Origin of the sequence: Noviherbaspirillum saxi (assembly GCF_003591035.1) — a bacterium.
Taxonomy (GTDB): Bacteria; Pseudomonadota; Gammaproteobacteria; order Burkholderiales; family Burkholderiaceae_D; genus Noviherbaspirillum; species Noviherbaspirillum saxi.
Map to the genome: position 1 here is coordinate 260,838 of NZ_QYUO01000002.1, position 19,719 is coordinate 280,556.

At 57.2% G+C, this 19,719-nt stretch carries 12 protein-coding genes and 2 pseudogenes; 7 read left to right on the forward strand and 7 right to left on the reverse strand.

The genetic code is table 11. From position 1 onward, the window contains the following. Positions 1-48: 48 nt before the first annotated feature. On the reverse strand, positions 49-2,433 hold the full coding sequence (locus tag D3871_RS17100) for a putative bifunctional diguanylate cyclase/phosphodiesterase (RefSeq protein WP_119770321.1): 2,385 nt from the start codon (positions 2,431-2,433) through the stop codon (positions 49-51). Positions 2,434-3,025: 592 nt separating this feature from the next. Here D3871_RS17100 and D3871_RS17105 point away from each other — a divergent pair. Beyond that, positions 3,026-4,192 carry an MFS transporter gene (locus tag D3871_RS17105; RefSeq protein WP_119770322.1) on the forward strand — a complete coding sequence of 389 codons (1,167 nt, stop codon included), beginning with the start codon at positions 3,026-3,028 and terminating at the stop codon, positions 4,190-4,192. 40 nt (positions 4,193-4,232) lie between these two features. On the opposite strand, the gene D3871_RS17110 is transcribed toward D3871_RS17105, so the two are convergent. Then, complete coding sequence (locus D3871_RS17110; protein ID WP_147376833.1) at positions 4,233-4,631, reverse strand: LapA family protein; 399 nt, start codon at positions 4,629-4,631, stop codon at positions 4,233-4,235. A 79-nt stretch (positions 4,632-4,710) separates the two neighbouring features. Here D3871_RS17110 and D3871_RS17115 point away from each other — a divergent pair, with 79 nt between their 5' ends. After that, positions 4,711-5,796, forward strand: a complete 1,086-nt coding sequence (locus D3871_RS17115) for an IS630 family transposase (protein ID WP_119771405.1) — start codon at positions 4,711-4,713, stop codon at positions 5,794-5,796. Positions 5,797-5,970: 174 nt separating this feature from the next. On the opposite strand, the pseudogene D3871_RS30895 reads toward D3871_RS17115, so the two are convergent. From D3871_RS30895 to senA, 4 genes and pseudogenes are all read right to left on the reverse strand, one after another. Further along, positions 5,971-6,213: pseudogene (locus D3871_RS30895) on the reverse strand (hypothetical protein); the annotation flags it as partial. Between the two features lie 228 nt (positions 6,214-6,441). After that, positions 6,442-7,140: a glutathione S-transferase C-terminal domain-containing protein gene (locus D3871_RS17125; protein WP_119770325.1), complete on the reverse strand. Its 699-nt coding sequence runs from the start codon at positions 7,138-7,140 to the stop codon at positions 6,442-6,444. A 231-nt stretch (positions 7,141-7,371) separates the two neighbouring features. Beyond that, positions 7,372-7,755, reverse strand: coding sequence for a DUF2237 family protein (locus D3871_RS17130; RefSeq protein ID WP_119770326.1), 384 nt, complete (start codon positions 7,753-7,755; stop codon positions 7,372-7,374). 15 nt (positions 7,756-7,770) lie between these two features. After that, positions 7,771-8,961 carry a selenoneine synthase SenA gene (senA, locus tag D3871_RS17135; protein ID WP_199724832.1) on the reverse strand — a complete coding sequence of 397 codons (1,191 nt, stop codon included), beginning with the start codon at positions 8,959-8,961 and terminating at the stop codon, positions 7,771-7,773. Positions 8,962-8,993: 32 nt separating this feature from the next. Between senA and senB the strand changes: the two genes are divergently transcribed. The 5 genes and pseudogenes from senB (at position 8,994) to D3871_RS17160 (ending at position 13,526) form a co-directional block, all read left to right on the forward strand. After that, positions 8,994-9,959, forward strand: coding sequence for a selenoneine biosynthesis selenosugar synthase SenB (senB, locus tag D3871_RS17140; RefSeq protein ID WP_233575687.1), 966 nt, complete (start codon positions 8,994-8,996; stop codon positions 9,957-9,959). 34 nt (positions 9,960-9,993) lie between these two features. Beyond that, positions 9,994-12,351, forward strand: coding sequence for a PAS domain-containing hybrid sensor histidine kinase/response regulator (locus D3871_RS17145; RefSeq protein ID WP_119770328.1), 2,358 nt, complete (start codon positions 9,994-9,996; stop codon positions 12,349-12,351). A gap of 110 nt (positions 12,352-12,461) precedes the next feature. Continuing rightward, a pseudogene (locus D3871_RS17150) lies at positions 12,462-12,851 on the forward strand (4Fe-4S binding protein). Between the two features lie 106 nt (positions 12,852-12,957). Continuing rightward, positions 12,958-13,209, forward strand: a complete 252-nt coding sequence (gene thiS, locus D3871_RS17155; RefSeq protein ID WP_119770329.1) for a sulfur carrier protein ThiS — start codon at positions 12,958-12,960, stop codon at positions 13,207-13,209. Positions 13,210-13,346: 137 nt separating this feature from the next. Further along, positions 13,347-13,526, forward strand: a complete 180-nt coding sequence (locus D3871_RS17160) for a hypothetical protein (protein WP_119770330.1) — start codon at positions 13,347-13,349, stop codon at positions 13,524-13,526. Positions 13,527-13,762: 236 nt separating this feature from the next. Here the strand turns inward: D3871_RS17160 and D3871_RS30290 are convergent, their stop codons facing one another. Then, on the reverse strand, positions 13,763-19,681 hold the full coding sequence (locus tag D3871_RS30290; protein ID WP_119770331.1) for a beta strand repeat-containing protein: 5,919 nt from the start codon (positions 19,679-19,681) through the stop codon (positions 13,763-13,765). Between the last annotated feature and the right edge of the window lie 38 nt (positions 19,682-19,719).

Here is a 19,719-nt window from a genome sequence, read left to right on the forward strand (position 1 = left end):
GCGAGCGAGCCGGAATTGCCCATGATGAGCGCAAGATCGGCTCGCGCCTCACCCGATCCGAAGCTCGAACGCGCCTGCCGACCGCCACTCGGCGTACGCTTCGGTCGGAATAGGCTGGCTGACCACATAGCCTTGAGCGATGTCGCAGCCTTGGGCCGCCAAGTGGCTCCAGATGGCCCGGTCTTCCACACCTTCGGCGACGATCTCCATATCGAGGTCGTGGGCGAGGTCGATGGTCGAGCGCACGATCACGGCGGAATCGGCATCCGAGAGCATGTCATGCACGAAGGACTTGTCGATCTTGATCGCGTCCACTGGCAGCTTTTGCAAATACGCCAGAGAGGAGTAGCCGGTGCCGAAGTCATCGATGAACAGCTCGATTCCCAGGTCCTTCAAGCGCTTCATGGTGTCCAGACTGCCTCTCGGATCCTGCATGAGCGCGCTTTCGGTCAGTTCGAACTGAATTCCCTCGGGGTCGGCCCCCCAAGTAGCGAAGAGATTGCACACGCGCTCGACCAGCTTGGGGTCGCGCAGGTCGCGCGCCGACAGATTTACGGCCAGCGGCAGGCGCAAGCCGGCCTCACGCCAGGCATAGCTCTGACGGAAGGCTGCTTGCATCACCCAATCGGTGAGCGAACTGATGAGCCCGCTGTGCTCGGCCAAGCCGATGAATTCCTCAGGTGCGATCATCCCCAGTTGCGGATGTTGCCAGCGTACCAGTGCTTCCGCTCCGCAAATCTCCCGATTGGAGAAACGCACCTTGGGCTGACAATACAACTGCAACTCGTCTTTGTTGATGGCACGGTGCATATCGCCAATGAGCGCCAATCGCCGGGCACATTCGCGATCCCGGCCACCGGTGTAGAGCGCCTGCCTTTGGCCTTGCTGGCGAGCCTGGTGCATTGCCACATTGGCCCGCCGGATGATGGCGTCCGGATCCGTACCGTGACCCGGAAAAACCGCAATTCCGATACGGCCGCCGGCATCCAGCGTGATCTCGCCGATCTCCACCGGCTCCAACATTTCATTCAGGATACGCTGGGCGGTACGGGATGCTGCACCGGCGTCGCTGTTCGGCAACAAAATGGCGAACTCCGCTTCACCCATGCGGGCGATGTTCGCCGTGTCGCCTACCACTCGCGAGATACGGGCGGCGATCTCGCAGAGTATTCCATCGCCTTGCTGATAGCCCAAGGTCTCGTTGACTTCCTGGAAGTGATCGATCCCCAGCATGAGGAGTGCAATCGGACCGTTCCGCACCTTGGCCGCCGCAATTTCATCTATCAGGCGCATCCGCAGGCGCCAGCGGTTCGGCAAGCCGGTGAGGTTATCCTGTTCGGCCATCCGCTTGACGGTCGCCGCAGCCTGGCGACTACGTTCCCGCATACGAAGATTCTCGATCCCGAAAGCGAGATCGTCTGCCAGTTCGCCAAGCAAGTCGGCCTCAGGCGCATCGAAAGCGTCTGCCTCGCCGGCTGCCAGGGCCAGCGCGCCAATGACTTCCCCGTCCACCCGCAGGGGGAAGGCACTGACCGCGGCACAGCCTCGCTTCTGCAGCTCTTCTCGCCACGGCGCCATGTCAGGATCATTGAGAACGTTGCGGCCAATGCTCGGTTGCCCGCTGCGGATGGCGTTGCCGACGGCGCCGTGGCCGCGCTCGTCATCGGCCCAAGTGACGGGACGGCTATCCAGATAGACCAGGTCGACTCCGACGTGGGCCATGAGTTGCACGTCCTTAGCTTCATTCTGCAGGGCGTAGCCCACCCAAGCGTTGCGATACCCGCCCTCCGCGGCGATGATCCGGCAAATTTCCCCGAGCAGCTCCGGTTCGTCCTCTGCCCGGACCAGGGCGCGGTTTACGGCACTGAGGGTCTTTCTCGCTCGATTGACGCGGTGCAACTCCTGCCTGGCCCTTGCATACTCGGCCAAGGAGTGCAGGAGACTCAGGCTATGAGCCAGGCTCCTTGCGGCTTCCTGAAGAAGTTCCAGCTCTGCTTGGTCAAAGTCAGTCACATTGCTGCCCTCAATGAGCAGCACACTTGCCAATTCCGGACTGCCTGTTGTTAATGGCAGCACCGCCAGCGGGCCGACGTCCGGCCTTCCTTGCAGGATGGCCTCCGTGACGCTCGCCTTTTCCTCGTTCTCATTGTCCGGCTTCGGTTCCGGCTGCTCGAACGTTTCCACCGAGGCCTCCGACGCAGCAACGGTCAACGGTGCTTCGCTTCCCTCGTGTGAGCAGACGACCCGGGCTGAGCGGTAGCCCGCAACGTCCACGATTGCCTTGCACACCTCCTGCAGCAACTGCCTTTCTTCATCGGCACTGCTGATCACGGCGTTGATCGCACGGAGCGCAGCGAGTGCTCTGCTTCCCTGCGACGGTACCGGGAACGGTTGGGAAAGCTCAGCGTTTCCAACCGGAATCTGCTCGATCATGCTCGCAAGCCTCACTGATTGCTGTCTAACTTTGCAGAGAAAACACTCCCGCCCTTTTGGACAACTTGCCTTGTTAAAGGTTTGTCGAGTTGATCCGCTTGGGTTTTTCGGGCCATATTCAGCGTTAGTTTTCGGCTTTCATCAAGCCATGCTGTCGGCCTGCAGGTCGACAGCATGGGCAAATTCGGCTCGCTCGCTTTACAAAGCAGGTTACACCGCCATGAACACCGACTTGGATTCCAGGTACCCGTCCAGCGCCGCGCGCCCCATCTTATATATGCATATATAGGGTCAGGGTCAGCGCTTGTATTAATTGACGCGTCGCCGCGCCTTTTGATTGGCGCTCGCCGCCTGAACGGATTTTGAACGCCCGGGGTGACTATCTCAGCTTGAAGCCGCCTTCAAGGTCGATATGCCCCTAAGAATTGGGCGGGACTGTAATCCGTCGTCGCTCATAAATCCTGACAGAAGCAACGACCTATCCATTTTATGGATAGCTGATTTCTTGTCATCAGCTAGCTCGCGACAGAGGCCTCTGATAAGTTCAAATCGTTGCCAGAATAAATCCAAGAGTATTGCAAAAGGGAGAGCTATGCCTACGACAGAGAACAAACGAGGAATATTCGCGCTCATGGTGGCGCATTGTGCCGGGATGCTCGACCTGGTTGCCCTTCCGATCTGGGTCGGAACACTAGTCTCGCAGTATCGGTTCGATCCGCAGCAGGCCGGTGGCCTGGCAACGCTCTTCCTGATCGGCGCTTCGCTGGCCAGTGTATTCTTTGCTCCTCGCTTCACTCACGGAAAAGCGAAGTGGGCGGCTGTCTGCGGGTTTGGTATAGCGGCACTAGCCTTTTTACTGTCTTCGCGGAGCACCGCATTCCCTGCTCTCGCAGGACTGCATTTCATCGGGGGCATCGCGGCAGGCACAGCGCTCAGTTTCACGCACGGCACCATCGGACACGCAGGCAATCCGCACCGGCTATTCGCCCATGCGGGTTTGGCCATTGGGATTTTCGGGATCATCTTTTTGGGCGGCACCCCAGGTCTCGTCGAAAAGTTCGGCGGGCCTGCGCTATTCGTGGCGCTCGCCACCGTGATGGCAGTCGCGACGATCACGACGCTCATGTTCTTTCCCAAACGGACGCGACACCTTGTATCCGGTACTGCCAATTCAGCCGTCAAGCTTCCTCCTTTGGGAAGCGCAGTGTGGTGCTCGATCATTGCTGTCGCGTTCTTGGCCATGACCCAAGCCATGACGCTGAGCTTTTTTGAACGGATCGGCATGGCGCGCGGGTTTGGTGTTTCAAATGTGACGTTCGCGCTGGTAATCTACGGCATCGTCACGCTGTTTCCCGCTCCGTTGGCTGCATTCCTGGAACGGCGCGTCGCAGCAACGACCGTGATCTGCAGCGTGCCGATCCTGCAGTTCGTGTTTGCGATGATCGTCTCCCACACATCGAATTACGTACTGTTTGCCGCCAGCGGCGCGTTGATGGCCTTCACCATCATCTTCACGCACACCTTTGCTTTTGGCCTGTTGGCCCGGCTGGATCCTACCGGACGTGCGGTAGCAGGTACTCCGGCGATGTTGATGGTGGGTGCTGCAGTCGGGCCGTTCCTGGGAGGTTCGTTGGTGAAGTTCATTGGTTTCGAGGCTATTGGCTATGCTGCTTTTGTGTTGGTGGCACTCGAACTCGTGTTGTTCAATATGACGCGCAGGGCTCTTGTGCCATCGGCATCGCTTCGTTCAGCTTTTTAATTTCCTGCATTTTTATTTATTCACACTCTTGCGGACACGCTTAATGATCACGGCGCTGTGGCCACTTTGGCCCGGGCGTGTCCTTGTCGCCCAGCAATCGATCTTCCAGCTCGCCTACATAAGCCGCAACGGTATTGTTCGAGTCCTCTATGGACTTGCCGAGCGATTCATTCAACCTGTCGATCCGGGCGAAAAGGACGTTCCGCGATTCCATGTCGCGGTTGGCAGCAATGCTCATTTCCTTTTCAATGAAAGCCCGCAGTTCGGTAAAGCGGGAAGCCTCGGCCTGATCCGCCAGTTCCCGGTGCGATTGCAATTCGCGCGCATGCCGCCGACTCTCCAGTATCACCGAGGTCTGCAAGTAAGTGACATACGCCAGAAACGCGAATGTCACCAGAATAAGGAATCCGAGCATGATCAGCCCGAGCGGGGCTTGCACGCTAGTGTAGTGCTTTCGAAATCATTGAACTATGTTCCCTGCGCGTTGCCATAACATCATTCTTTGAGCGGAGCGAATGATGAACGAGGCCACGACGATCAAGTTGAGCGGTGAACAGCGCAGTGAACTGGAGCGCCGCGTGAGGTCGCAGACGATCGATGCGCGGGCTGCCCGGCGCGCACGAATCGTTTTGCTGGCGGCTGACGGCGTGGGCAATCATGAAATCGCCCGGCGCATGGAAATCAGTCGGGGCCAAGTCATCGCGTGGCGTCGCCGGTTCGCGCAAGGCGGCGTCGCCGCCATTGACGGCGACCTGCCGCGCAGCGGGCGCAAACGGCGGATTGACGCCGCCGAGATCGTGCGCCTGACCACGCAGACGGCGCCGAAAGGCGCGACGCACTGGAGCACGCGCACCCTCGCGGCGGAGATGGGCATATCCGACACGACGGTCCACAAGGCATGGAAAGCCCATGGCCTCAAGCCGCATCTGGTCGCCACGTTCAAGGTTTCCCGCGACCCGAGATTCGCGGAGAAGCTGGAAGACATCGTCGGGTTGTACCTCAGTCCGCCGGAGCATGCGCTGGTGTTGTGCTGCGACGAAAAAAGCCAGGTGCAGGCGCTCGATCGCACGCAGCCGGGACTGCCGTTGAAAAAAGGCAAAGCCGCGACGATGACCCACGATTACAAGCGGCATGGCACGACCACGTTGTTTGCGGCAATGTGCACGCTCGACGGCGCCGTCATCTCGCGCTGCGCGCAACGGCATCGCCATGGCGAGTGGCTGGACTTCCTGCGTCAAATCGATCGGGAAACGCCGAAGGAAAAGGAACTGCATCTGATCTGCGACAACTATGCCACCCACAAGCATCCCACCGTGCGGGCGTGGCTGGAGAAGCATCCGCGCTTCCATCTGCACTTCACTCCCACCTCCGCCTCCTGGCTCAACATGGTCGAACGCTTCTTCCGCAGCCTGTCGACCGATCGTCTGGAGCGCGGCGTGTTCAGGAGCGTGCCCGAACTGATTGCCGCCATTGACGAGTACATCGCTGTGCATAATGAAAATCCCAAACCCTTCGTCTGGACTGCCAAGTCCAATGACATCCTGCAAAAAGTCATTCGCGCCAACCGCCGCCTTGGTTCAAAGAAAAACGAAGCACTACACTAGCCACTCCCAGTGAAAGCAGCGTAGAAGTGGCGATGGCATTCCAGTTGAGAAGTACGAAGGCAGAAATTGCAGTGAGCAAAAGAAGCATGAAAAATGTGCGCATGTTCATCAAGTCACCTCATTGGTTATGTCGTTGTAGCGCCTGTCTGTAGTTGCCCAATGCGATAAACGGCTTCAGTCGTGATCCTTCTGCACAGTCTGCGTACGACGCGGCAATTTTTCTTTGTCCAGCCAATCCCTGATACGGTTGGCATCGGCGGCGCGCGAGTACTTGCCTTTTGCATCCAGGAAAACCATGATGACGCTACGTCCTTCAATGTTCGCTTGCATCACCAGACACCGTCCTGCTTCAGCAATATAACCGGTTTTTTGCAAGACGATCATCCAGTGCGGATTCCGGATCAGGCGATTGGAATTCCTGATAACGTGGCCCGAACATGCATGCCCGGCGCATGCTGCAAAAACCTGCCCGCAAAAAGCGAAAGGACGAAAAAAATCCCGCAGTGCATGGCGCTGCGGGAAAAGACTCCTTTGAAAGCTACCCAGAATTCAAAGCAAGAAGCTCCAAAATCCCGGCTTGCTTGGTAGTCACCTTCTTTTAAGCGAGCCTGAAGAAAATTCCCCTATTGGCACTCGAACGCGACATCATGCCGGATAGAAGACGTCGCGCATCCGATTAACGTACACGATCAGATTGGCGTGACGCTCGGCCGAATCGCGCAGCGGCGATTCAAAATGCGGGCAAAGCATCGATGTCGCAAATGCGAACAAGGTTGCGTCAGCGCCGCATGGCTTTTCGCCCATCAGATACGATTTGTCGCCCAATGTCGCGGCAATCGCATCGATTCCCTTCGCCGCAATTGCCAGCTGTTCGCTATCGGAATGCCGACCCATGCCATGTGCATGAAGCGCTTGCCGGACACGGCGGCGTGCATAGGTTTCGATCAGCGCTCTGAGGGGACCGGGAATACGCTGGAAGAAGACAGCGGGACCTCGCGCGAAATTGGTGTCGTCCAGCCAGCGCCAGCGCAAGGCGATCCAGTACAGATTGTCTTCCATGAGTTTTTCGAGCGCCCAGGCATTGCCGCGCTCGACGGGAGAAAGCCCTTCATCGAAATCAATCTGGTAACGCGATTCGAGATGCCAGCGGATCAGCGTCGAGTCGGCCACGACCACGCCGTCATCTTCAATAAAGGGAAGCTTGCCTTTCGGAGCTTTGCCAAGGCGGCCGACGACCGTGGCATAAGGTCGGCCGGACAACTTGAGCAGCATTTCGGTCTTGGTGACGAAAGGACTGGCGTCGGGCAAACCGAAAGCCGGGCCGAAGCCGTGAAGTTTGATCATGTCGTATCCCTGGCAGGGGTGTCGAGTATCGCCGCTTGAAGCAGCGTCGGGATGATATTTTCCCGCGTCGCCGCAAAATCCGTATCTGTTGCACGAATGTGGACGAATGCTGCCACGCGAACAGCCTATTGGCAATACTGCATCCATGGGATGGGGTTGAAGTACCTTTATTCACTGAAGGTACTTCATCTTGCTTCTATGTCCTCATCGATACGCGCTCCAGAATCCCTGCTACATGATGCGATGATCGAATTGCTTGAGCACCTCTTCATCGATCAGATCGAGTGCGCTGAAGTTGGTGCTTTCCAGCACAACCGGAGGGGCAATGCCGGCCGCCAGCGCCTCGCCCCAGCGCAGCGCACACAGGCACCACTGGTCGCCGGGCTTGAGACCGGGAAAGCCCCATTCCGGGACTGGCGTGGAAAGATCATTGCCTCTGCTTGCGCTGAACTCAAGGAAGTCTTCGGTCATGATCGCGCACACCACATGCGTGCCGGTATCTTCGGCATTCGTCTTGCAGCAGCCGTCGCGAAAGAATCCTGTCAACGGATCAAAGGAACAAGGTACGAGAGGTTCGCCAAATATGTTGCGGGCGGGCGCAGTGACAGTTGCCATGAATGTTTTCGCAAATCAGTTGTGTAGGAGGGCACAAGTGCGAAAACCAACAAAGATGTCGTCGCGATGTGCCTGGTAAAAATTGCGAAAGTGCGCAGAGCGCATTCGCGCGGGCGTGGCGAACGATGCGCCGCGTACCGATTGATGGGTGCCGAAATAAGGTGCCGAATATTCGCGATAGGCGCCAGGCGCAAAACCGGGATAGGGCACAAAGAGCGATGCAGTCCATTCCCAGATATGCCCCCAGCCAAAACCGGCATGTCCCGAACGGGCGGCATATTCCCATTCCGCCTCGGTCGGCAAGCGCCGGCCCGCCCACATGCAATAGGCCTGAGCTTCATGCAGGCTGACGTGACGTACCGGCTCGTCAGCATCGAGCATCAGGTCTTCGCCGAAGCGGCGGCATATCCAGTCACCATCCTGCGCGCGCCAGCGCAGAGGCGCCGCACGACCGGTCTGGCTTAGCCATGCCCGGCCTTCGGTGCTCCAGTACTCCGGGCGGGTGTAACCGCCGTCTTCGATGAAGGCGCGATACGCCGCATTGCTGACCGGCGCCGCATCGATGGCAAAGGCATAGACCTCGCAGCAATGGTCCCAGCGTTCGTTATCAAAGGCAAAGCCATCGCCGCGCACTGCGCCACGATGCAGGACGCCGCCGGGAAAGCGAATCTGCGCCGCTTCACCGCACGGACGGGTTTCAGCGGAAACCGGTGGTTTTTGATCGAGCGTATTAATGGTGTAATGCAAGGCTTCGCCATGCATGTCTTCATGCGACAAAATCAATCGGTAGGGATAGAGCGCAACATCGTCATCGCCGCTGACCGCCAATTTGTCCAGCAGCCTTTCATGCACTTCCTTGCAATAACTTCTCATCGTCGCCGGACTCGGCAAGTCCAGTGTCCAGCGCGCATCGTGCCCAACCGTATTAGAATCGAAGCAGGTATCGGCCTGCGACAGCAGAGATGCATGCCGCACCGTCGAAGGATCGCTGGAAACCGCTTCACGCAAGGTGTACCACTCGGCGAACCAGGCGATATGTCCGAGTTCCCACAGCGGCGGGTTGACAATGGGCAGGCACGGCACCCGTTCCGGTTTATCGTAGCCGCCCGTCGCCAGCGCGTCGAACATCGCCAACGTGCGGGCATGGGCATCGCGCAACGCAAGTAACAGTTCGCCGGGACCGGCATGTCGAAATGAAAGACTCATCAATATGGCAACCGTGGTTGCGGGAAACAGGATTGAACAAACAGCACGTTATCATTATCAGTCCGGCAACGGCAAACGCCAATAACGGCAATTGGCAAACCGCAAGCCGATGGGCGGGTTTTCTTTCCTCTTCCTATGACGTCAGCGTAATGGAAGAATGGGACGATAGCCATTGCGACTTGATGATCGCATTGCATGCACGCCGCTCCGCGACTTCGCTTGCCCGGTTCGCACAAGCCTTCGGACATCGTCCTATCCTGCTGGTGCTTACCGGCACCGATCTTTATCGCGACATTCATTCCGACGCGCAGGCGCAGGCATCGCTGCAACTGGCCACCCGGCTTGTACTGCTGCAGGATGCCGGCCTGCAGCAGTTACCGCCCGCACTACGCGCCAAGGCCTGCGTCATTTACCAGTCCGCGCCGCAGCCGCCGGACACGCCTCGTGTTCGGGCCGATGCCAGATTCGAAGTCATCATGATCGGCCACCTCCGCACAGAAAAGGACCCGCTGACGTTCATGCGCGCGGCCGCAGTGGTCGCCCCATCCCGGATTCGCATGACGCACATCGGCGGCGCGCTCGATGCCGCGCTCGGACGGCAGGCCGAATCGACGCAACGCGCTTTGCCGCAGTATCGCTGGCTGGGCGATTTACCCCATGCGCAAACGCTGGAATATCTTGCCGCGAGCGACATGATGGTGATTGCTTCACGGATGGAAGGCGGTGCCAATGTCATCATAGAATCCGTCGTTCACAAAGTGCCGGTATTGGCCAGCGATATTCCGGGCAACCGCGGCATGCTGGGCGATGAATATGCCGGCTATTTTCCGCCCGGCGATAGTACTGCGCTGGCGGCACTGATCGATCGCGCTTGCAAGGACCCTGTATTTCGCACCATTCTTTCCTCGCAATGCAAGGAAAGAAGCGGCCTGTTCGAACCCGCGCGCGAACGTGCCGCCCTGACCTCCGCAGTGAGAGAATTGCTGGCCGTTACATAACCTGGTGGCCATCCCCAAATACCACATTGATGACATGAATTCACACAACCTTACTTCAGCGCAACTGAACGGCATACTCAGCATTGCCGACGATGCGATCATCTGTGTGGACAACAGGCACCGCATCATCCTTTTCAACCAGGGTGCCGAACGGATTTTCGGCTGGACTGCTGCCGAAGCCTACGGCGCCGATCTCAACGAACTGCTGCCGCAACGGTACCACGCCAGTCATCGGACCCATATCGACAACTTCGACCGTTCGGGACAAAGTGCAAGGAGGATGGGCGAACGCCGCGCCATTTTCGCGCTGCGCAAGGACGGCTCAGAATTCCCGGCGGAAGCCTCGATCTCGCGCCTCGAAGCCGATGACGGCGCGATATACACGGTGATCCTGCGCGACATATCCACCCGCAAGGCCTATGAGCGCGAATTGCAGGAGGCCCGCGACAAGGCTGAAGCGGCGACGCAGGCGAAGAGCATGTTTCTTGCGAACATGAGCCATGAAATCCGCACGCCGCTCAACGCGGTGATCGGCATGACCAGCCTGCTGCTCAACACGCCGGTGGACGACGAGCAGCGCGATTACGCGGAAACCATCCGTGCCAGCGGCGAAGTGCTGCTCACGCTGCTCAACGACATCCTCGATTACTCCAAGATCGAGATCGGCAAACTGGAAACCGAACGCCAGCCATTCGACCTGAGGCGCTGTATCGAGGAATCGCTGGACCTGCTGTCTTCGGAAGCCAGCCAGAAGAACCTGAACTTCGCCTATTTCATCGAGGACGGCGTCCCGGCCTCATTGATGGGCGACGTCACGCGGGTGCGCCAGGTGCTGGTCAACCTGCTGTCGAATTCCATCAAGTTCACCCATCACGGCGAAGTCGTCGTACTCGTCTCATCCACCCGTATCGATGACGAGCGGCATGAAATCCGTTTTGCGGTCAAGGATAGCGGCATCGGCATACCGGCGGATCGGCTTGGCGATCTGTTCCAGGCATTTACCCAGGTCGATGCCTCGACCACGCGCAAATACGGCGGTACCGGCCTCGGGCTTGCGATCAGCAAACGGCTGACCGAAATCATGGGCGGCCGGATGTGGGTGGAAAGCGCGGTCGGCACCGGCTCGACGTTTTATTTCACCATCACGGCTGCCGCCGCGAGTCCGGTCCTGGCGGAAAACGTATTGCAGGAAAGCGCCTCGGCCTTGCGCGGCAAGCATGTGCTGATCGTCGATGACAACGCGACCAACCGGCGCATCCTGGTCAAGCAGGCGCTGCTGTGGGGCATGATTCCAGCGGCGCTAGCGTCCGGCATCGAGGCACTCGATCTGCTGCGTCATGGCCATGCATTCGATGTCGCGATTCTCGACATGAGCATGCCCGAAATGGATGGCATGGCGCTGGCACGCGAAATCCGCAAGCATCGCGATGCGAATGCGCTTCCCCTCGTCATGCTCACCTCGGTCGCGCACCGGCCGGACGACACCGGCATGCAGGAAATCCGGTTTGCTGCCTATCTGAACAAGCCGATCAAGCCGGCAGCTCTGTTCGATGTCTTGCTGCACGCAATGCAGATCCAGCCTCTTGTGGCCGGCAAGGAAAAGCCGCATGCCGCGCGCGGCAGAATGGCCGAATCATTGCCGCTCAACATACTCGTGGCCGAGGACAACACCGTCAACCAGAAAGTCGTGCAGCAGTTGCTTGCGCACTTGGGTTACCGTGCGGACGTCGTCGCCAATGGCGTGGAAGTGCTCGATGCACTTGAGCGTCAGGCTTACGATGTGGTACTGATGGATGTGCAGATGCCGGAAATGGATGGCCTGGAAGCGACGCGCCGGCTGCGCGCGCGTTTCGGCAGCAGCGGGCCGCGCATCATTGCAATGACCGCCAATGCAATGCCCGGCGACCGTGAAAAATGCCTGGCCGCCGGTATGGATGCTTATGTGTCGAAGCCGATCGAACTCGACGATGTGAGCGGCGTGCTGACAGCAATCGCCCCGGCACATCGCGCGAACAAGGCGGACGGCAACACTATGCCGGTAATCGACCAACGCCGGATCGATCAGCTGCTTGAGTTGCAAGACGAAGATAATCCCACGCTGGCCGCCGACATCATGCAATTGTTTGTGCAGGATGCGCCGACCCATCTCGACAGCATTGCGCGCGCGATCACGGAAGGCGATGCAACGCTCCTGAAGACAGCCAGCCACCGCTTCCTGTCCGGCATTGAAAACCTCGGCGCGATGCGCATGCGCGGACCTTGCATGGCACTGGAACGCCTCGGGCTGGAAGGCAGCATGCAAGGCGCGCATGCGCTGCAGCTACAGCTACAGCTGCAGCAAGAGTTCGAGAACGCGCGCGCTTATTTGCAAAAACTCGTCGGGGCCGACTGAACGGCGCAATACCAAACCTTGCGCCATATCATATGAAACCCTGTTCGCAGGCATACGCATTGCTGTGAAGGGCTTGAACTGTTCGAATTCAATTCAAAAGGAGACGAACAATGCAGCGGTCCCTACACATCGAGCCGGACAAATGCACCGGCTGCCTGCAGTGCGAAATGGCCTGCAGCTATGAAAACTACGGGGTATTCAACCCGGCCAAATCCCGCATCAAGGTATTCGAGTTCCACCAGACCGGCACCAAGGTGCCTTACACCTGCACCCAGTGCGATGAAGCCTAGTGCCTGCATGCCTGCCCGTTCGGCACCGTCAATTATGTGCAAGCTACCGGCAAGGTGCAGAAGTGCGATCTTTGCTATGACAATGTCGCAGGCCCGGCCTGTGCAGAGGCATGTCCGACCGCAGCGATCACCTATATCGACGCCGACTGGACCGGCCTGGACTGCATGCGCCAGTGGGCAGCCAAGCTCAGCGACAAGACTACAGCGTAAGGAGAACGAATATGTCCTGGACTGGAAAAATCCTGCGCGTCAATCCGCTCCGTCTGCCCGAAGCCTATATCGCGACCTCACGCAAGCATCCCGACGGGCGTCATGCATGAAAATCACCTTCAAGCTGTTTGCCACGCTGACCGACTATCTGCCCCCGGAACGCAAGTACAACGCGATTGATATGGAGGTAGGCCCGGATATCACCTTGGGTGAACTGATCGCGCGCTTCAATATGCCGCCCAAGCTGGTGCATCTGGTGCTGGTCAATGGGGTGTTTGTCGACCCGGCGCAGCACAACAGCCGCAAGCTGGCAGAAGGGGACGTAGTAGCGATCTGGCCACCGGTTGCGAGTGACTGATGAGCGAATGGAAGGACGAAGAGTTCGTCCTGGTTCCCGAAATGGGCTGCACCGAGGCTAATCTTATGCGCTAGCTGCCGGGCGCTACACGCCTGGCAGCGATTCGTACCATCGATATAGACAATGGCAAGCGGTTCTTGACCGAGACCGGTAGCGGGACGGTTGAAATCACACCGATCCCGGCGGCACCGCGGCGTATCGCCGGGATCGTATTGCCCGTGCTGCAGATGCGCTTTCGTTTCATCGGCATGGCGCAGGAGCAGCGTGACGAATTTCTCGCCTATTTCGATCGCTATACCCAGCGCGGTGGGGGTTGACTATATATCCCTGTGGCGGAGCCGTGAGCATCGTGATTACTATTGCCAGCAGACCTACTACAGTCAGACTGGCAATAGTGGTTGAAATATTTTCCACCAGTGACTTGGCTCGATATAAATCAACCAAATACTGCCCGCTATTCGAGCGTGAGCAAGAAATTCACGAATTGGGCCATCAAATCGTGAACTGATGCCCGAACACTGCTTGCTTGTTCAGGCATCTCGCGATGCTTGGGTTAAACCTCAACTACAACAAAATCGGTCGCAACCAAAGTTTTCGATCCTGTGAGCGTCGCGACCTGTACTGCACCATAAGCGAGGTCTGTTCCATCTCTATCAAAATACAGCGCGCCCGAACTGGAGTTGTATAAGAATTGCGCCGATACTCCCGACGTAGCCGGTGTCGATGTACCGGTAAAGAACGAGACCCCATCGCCACCCGTCAAACCAAAACCTGAACCGATAATATGGATGACATCAGAACCAGTTACAAAATTTGATACCGTGTCTATCCCGTCGAGTGGGCCGGTAAATCTGAAAATATCGTTACCTCCCTCGCCTGCGAGCAAGTCGTTTCCGCTTCCGCCTTCCAGCACATCATTTCCAGCTCCTCCGTAGAGTTGATCATTCCCGGCACCGCCGTTGAGCACATCGTCCTTGTCCGCGCCGTAGAGGGTGTCATTCCCGCCCAGACCGTTGATCCGGTTGGCTACGCCCGACAGGCTGTAGAGATAGTCCGCTCCAGCCGTACCGTTGTAAGTCAGCCTGTCCGTGACCGCCGCGTGGTCCCACACCGTGCCGTCCGCAAACTGGATCTGGTCGACCGTGTTCTTGTTGAAGTAGTTGACAATCCTAACCTTGTCGGTGCCATTGAAGACCAGGGTCAGATCGCTGTTCTGGCGCTCAATCTGGGTGCTGGCCGCATCCAGACCAGCGCCCAGCCTCAGGATATCGGTACCGCCTGACGTCGATGTGCTCTCCGCAATCGCGTCACTGCCATCACCGAGATTGAAGACATAGGTATCGTTGCCGCCGCTGCCTTCCAGCACATCGTTCCCCACACCGCCGTTGAGCACGTCATCCTTGTCCGCGCCGTAGAGGGAGTCGTTCCCACCCAGACCGTTGATCCGGTTGGCTACGCCCGACAGGCTGTAGAGATAGTCCGCTCCAGCCGTACCGTTGTATGTCAGCCTGTCCGTGACCGCCGCGTGGTCCCACACCGTGCCGTCCGCAAACTGGATCTGGTCGACCGTGTTCTTGTTGAAGTAGTTGACAATCCTAACCTTGTCGGTGCCATTGAAGACCAGGGTCAGATCGCTGTTCTGGCGCTCAATCTGGGTACCGGCCGCATCCAGACCAGCGCCCAGCTTCAGGATATCGGTACCGCCTGACGTCGATGTGCTCTCCGCAATCGCGTCACTGCCATCACCGAGATTGAAGACATAGGTGTCGTTGCCGCCACTGCCTTCCAGCACATCGTTCCCCACACCGCCGTTGAGCACGTCATCCTTGTCCGCGCCATAGAGGGAGTCGTTCCCGCCCAGACCGTTGATCCGGTTGGCTACGCCCGACAGGCTGTAGAGATAGTCCGCTCCAGCCGTACCGTTGTAAGTCAGCCTGTCCGTGACCGCCGCGTGGTCCCACACCGTGCCGTCCGCAAACTGGATCTGGTCGACCGTGTTCTTGTTGAAGTAGTTGACAATCCTAACCTTGTCGGTGCCATTGAAGACCAGGGTCAGATCGCTGTTCTGGCGCTCAATCTGGGTACCGGCCGCATCCAGACCAGCGCCCAGCTTCAGGATATCGGTACCGCCTGACATCGATGTGCTCTCCGCAATCGCGTCACTGCCATCACCGAGATTGAAGACATAGGTGTCGTTGCCGCCGCTGCCTTCCAGCACATCGTTCCCCGCACCGCCGTTGAGTACGTCATCCTTGTCCGCGCCATAGAGGGTGTCATTCCCACCCAGACCGTTGATCCGGTTAGCCACACCCGACAGGCTGTAGAGATAGTCCGCTCCAGCCGTACCGTTGTAAGTCAGCCTGTCCGTGATCGCCGCGTGGTCCCACACCGTGCCGTCCGCAAACTGGATCTGGTCGACCGTGTTCTTGTTGAAGTAGTTGACAATCCTAACCTTGTCGGTGCCATTGAAGACCAGGGTCAGATCGCTGTTCTGGCGCTCAATCTGGGTGCTGGCCGCATCCAGACCAGCGCCCAGCCTCAGGATATCGGTACCGCCTGACGTCGATGTGCTCTCCGCAATCGCGTCACTGCCATCACCGAGATTGAAGACATAGGTGTCGTTGCCGCCGCTGCCTTCCAGCACATCGTTCCCCACACCGCCGTTGAGTACGTCATCCTTGTCCGCGCCATAGAGGGTGTCATTCCCACCCAGACCGTTGATCCGGTTAGCCACACCCGACAGGCTGTAGAGATAGTCCGCTCCAGCCGTACCGTTGTATGTCAGCCTGTCCGTGATCGCCGCGTGGTCCCACACCGTGCCGTCCGCAAACTGGATCTGGTCGACCGTGTTCTTGTTGAAGTAGTTGACAATCCTAACCTTGTCGGTGCCATTGAAGACCAGGGTCAGATCGCTGTTCTGGCGCTCAATCTGGGTGCTGGCCGCATCCAGACCAGCGCCCAGCCTCAGGATATCGGTACCGCCTGACGTCGATGTGCTCTCCGCAATCGCGTCACTGCCATCACCGAGATTGAAGACATAGGTGTCGTTGCCGCCGCTGCCTTCCAGCACATCGTTCCCCGCACCGCCGTTGAGCACATCGTCCTTGTCCGCGCCATAGATGGAGTCGTTCCCGCCCAGACCGTTGATCCGGTTGGCTACACCCGACAGACCATACATGTAGTCTGCTCCATCAGTACCGTTATACGGAAGCAGCGCTACGACCGCGTTATAGTCCCACACCGTGCCATCCGCAAACTGGATCTGATCAACCGTGTTCTTGTTGAAGTAGTTGACAATCCTAACCTTGTCGGTGCCATTGAAGACCAGGGTCAGATCGCTGTTCTGGCGCTCAATCTGGGTACCGGCCGCATCCAGACCAGCGCCCAGCTTCAGGATATCGGTACCGCCTGACATCGATGTGCTCTCCGCAATCGCGTCACTGCCATCACCGAGATTGAAGACATAGGTGTCGTTGCCGCCACTGCCTTCCAGCACATCGTTCCCCACACCGCCATTGAGCACATCGTCCTTGTCCGCGCCATAGAGGGTGTCATTCCCACCCAGACCGTTGATCCGGTTAGCCACACCCGACAGGCTGTAGAGATAGTCCGCTCCAGCCGTACCGTTGTATGTCAGCCTGTCCGTGATCGCCGCGTGGTCCCACACCGTGCCGTCCGCAAACTGGATCTGGTCGACCGTGTTCTTGTTGAAGTAGTTGACAATCCTAACCTTGTCGGTGCCATTGAAGACCAGGGTCAGATCGCTGTTCTGGCGCTCAATCTGGGTGCTGGCCGCATCCAGACCAGCGCCCAGCCTCAGGATATCGGTACCGCCTGACGTCGATGTGCTCTCCGCAATCGCGTCACTGCCATCACCGAGATTGAAGACATAGGTGTCGTTGCCGCCGCTGCCTTCCAGCACATCGTTCCCCGCACCGCCGTTGAGCACATCGTCCTTGTCCGCGCCATAGATGGAGTCGTTCCCGCCCAGACCGTTGATCCGGTTGGCTACACCAGTTACCGCGTACATATAATCTGTCCCCGCTGTACCGATGTAGGATGCTTTATTCGCTACGGTTTCGAAATCCCAGCTTGTGCCGTCCGAAAACTTGATTTGATCTATAGCATTTTTATTAAAGTACCCGACAATACGAACTGAATCAGTCCCGTTAAGGCGCAAAACAACATCCATGATTTCTCGGGAAACCTCAACATCTATCGGAGAAATTCCTGTGCCAAACTTGAGTACATCGGCACCTTCGTTCGCATTTTCATTTATGGTGTCGTTGCCATCACCTAGCGAAAAAACGTAAGTGTCATCATTTTTTCCACCAGACAGAACGTCTTTGCCAAGTCCGCCTTCCAAGGTGTCATTCGCGTCCTCCCCGTAAAGCCAGTCGTCTCCCGTTCCGCCCTCGAGGATATCGTCCAAGTTGTTTCCATATAACCGGTCGTTCCCGCCGAGCCCTTGGAGCACGTTGCTGCGACCAACATCACCATACAACGTATTGTCGCCACTGCCGCCCGTGGTCTGACTCCAACCCATCTGGGACAACAACAATTCAAATTCGGTACCACCGCTGCTTCCATGCAGATGTAACGCTGCCAAGGCTTTTGTACCGAAAGCTCCGCCCTGCTTCAATGCCACACCGAACTCTCTCATCAACGTAGCACCCGCTTCTTGGTTCGCGTCATATTTGCTCTGCAACGCGGCAACGACTTCTGTCACATCGATTTCCAACGATGCAGAGCTAGCATTCCAAACTAAACCGAAGGCGTTATATAAACTGTTGAAATGAGTTTGTGCAAGCAACTCCCTGGAAAACTCTGCCACGAGCTTGTCGAACGCTTTAATCAAGATCGGGGCTGCGTTCCCGTGAGGATTAGGGTCACGCTCACCCCAGCACCACGTCCCAAGGTAGCCTTCACCCAGAAATGCTTCCAGAGTAGCAAGTTTCCGTGCGTCGCCGATCACGTTCCCATATATCTGGGTTGCGGCGCGGCTATTCGGATCAATATTTTCGACGCCGGCCCAAGCGTAGACCAAGGTCGTCATGATGTTGGCACGTGCGTCCGCGCTTGTCTCACTCGCAAATGCTTCTACAAGAGACTGTAACCGGCCGGATGTATCGATTGCCATCGCCTGATGCAGGCTCCGGACGTTGCCAAAACCTTGCAGATCCGGCAAAGCCGAAATTGTTTCACTGACTACAATGGTGTTCTGATTAATTGTCCGCGCTTGGTCAACGCTAAACCATACGTCCGTCACTTTGCGCGCGCTCCCATCTGTACGGATATATTGGCTAACCTGCAGATGCTGGTTGCCTTGCGCATCCATCTCTGCTTGCGTTGTGTAGGCGGTTTCCATACTTTGGATGCCGCCTGCACCCAGTGTGATCAACTCGCCATCAGACACTACTGCATTGCTGTCGCCATCCTTCCAAATCCGTAATTGCGCATATGCGGCGTCATTGGCATCGACCTTTCCGTCATTATTGCCATCTAGCTCGGATAAAGCAGCAAATCCGTTCGCAGCTTTGCTACCGTTTGCCAATAATGTCTCGCTACCGAACAGTTCTTGTCCGCTATCGATCTTTCCGTTTCCGTTCCGATCCCAGACTAAAAGGCCGTCATCCTTGCCCACCCAACCAGTATTTTCCGCAAACTGATTCCCGTCATGATCGAAGTGAATATCGGCAGTCCTGCTTATAGTCTCAACCCCGTCACCGTCAAGATCGAGAATAAGAGGACTTGTCGTGGTTTCAGCTTTTTCAAAAGCCACCTGAAGTTCGGAAATAAGAGTGTTCTGTTTAATTTTACTTTGAACCGGATTCAGTCCCAAGCTGTCGAAAAGACTGTCCCAAAAAGGGCGAGATAGATCTATGCCGGCATCGGAAACGTTGGGAGCAATAAAGTTGTCCCAGAAGAGTTTAGCCCCAGCACCGACGATTACCGCGACCGCTACTCCTATAGTTAAGCTAGTGCCCGCAAAAATACCGGCAGCAATCCCGGCGCCGGCAACGAATGCCTCTTTGCTAATCTCCGCTTGTGAAGCATTTGATCGCAATGCGGCGAGAAGCTCCAAGCTACCAACCACTGCTCCAAGAGATTTTCCGACAGCATGCAAATTATCTGCCATTACGCCCGCTTGCTTAGCACTGTCTATGAATCCATCAACTTTCCCTAATTCAATTGTCAGCGCGTTATATCGACTTAAAATCGCAGTGTCCAAACCTGAGCTGTTCACAGCCTTCATCTCGTCCACTATGTGTGCAGCCAGATTGTCAAGATTTGACAACTGCTGCTGAAACAACTCGGCTCTAGCTTGTGCTGAACCAGCCTGTTGCAGAATACTGTCTCCAAGCGCCGACATGTATGCGCCACCACCTGCAAATGCCTTTTCTCCGAACTTAACTAATGTTTCTTTAAAAGAGTCTTGCGTCAGGTCTTGCGATGTAATGCTTACAGTCATGATTTCCCTTTACCTTTTTGTTAATTTTTTGAAGTCAA

Excerpts from the sequence above, each read along its gene's own strand:
- D3871_RS17100 (WP_119770321.1), bottom strand. The coding sequence starts at position 2,433 with ATGATCGAGCAGATTCCGGTTGGAAACGCTGAGCTTTCCCAACCGTTC.
- D3871_RS17105 (WP_119770322.1), top strand. The coding sequence starts at position 3,026 with ATGCCTACGACAGAGAACAAACGAGGAATATTCGCGCTCATGGTGGCG.
- D3871_RS17115 (WP_119771405.1), top strand. The coding sequence starts at position 4,711 with ATGAACGAGGCCACGACGATCAAGTTGAGCGGTGAACAGCGCAGTGAA.
- D3871_RS17125 (WP_119770325.1), bottom strand. The coding sequence starts at position 7,140 with ATGATCAAACTTCACGGCTTCGGCCCGGCTTTCGGTTTGCCCGACGCC.
- D3871_RS17130 (WP_119770326.1), bottom strand. The coding sequence starts at position 7,755 with ATGGCAACTGTCACTGCGCCCGCCCGCAACATATTTGGCGAACCTCTC.
- senA (WP_199724832.1), bottom strand. The coding sequence starts at position 8,961 with ATGAGTCTTTCATTTCGACATGCCGGTCCCGGCGAACTGTTACTTGCG.
- D3871_RS17145 (WP_119770328.1), top strand. The coding sequence starts at position 9,994 with ATGAATTCACACAACCTTACTTCAGCGCAACTGAACGGCATACTCAGC.
- thiS (WP_119770329.1), top strand. The coding sequence starts at position 12,958 with ATGAAAATCACCTTCAAGCTGTTTGCCACGCTGACCGACTATCTGCCC.
- D3871_RS30290 (WP_119770331.1), bottom strand. The coding sequence starts at position 19,681 with ATGACTGTAAGCATTACATCGCAAGACCTGACGCAAGACTCTTTTAAA.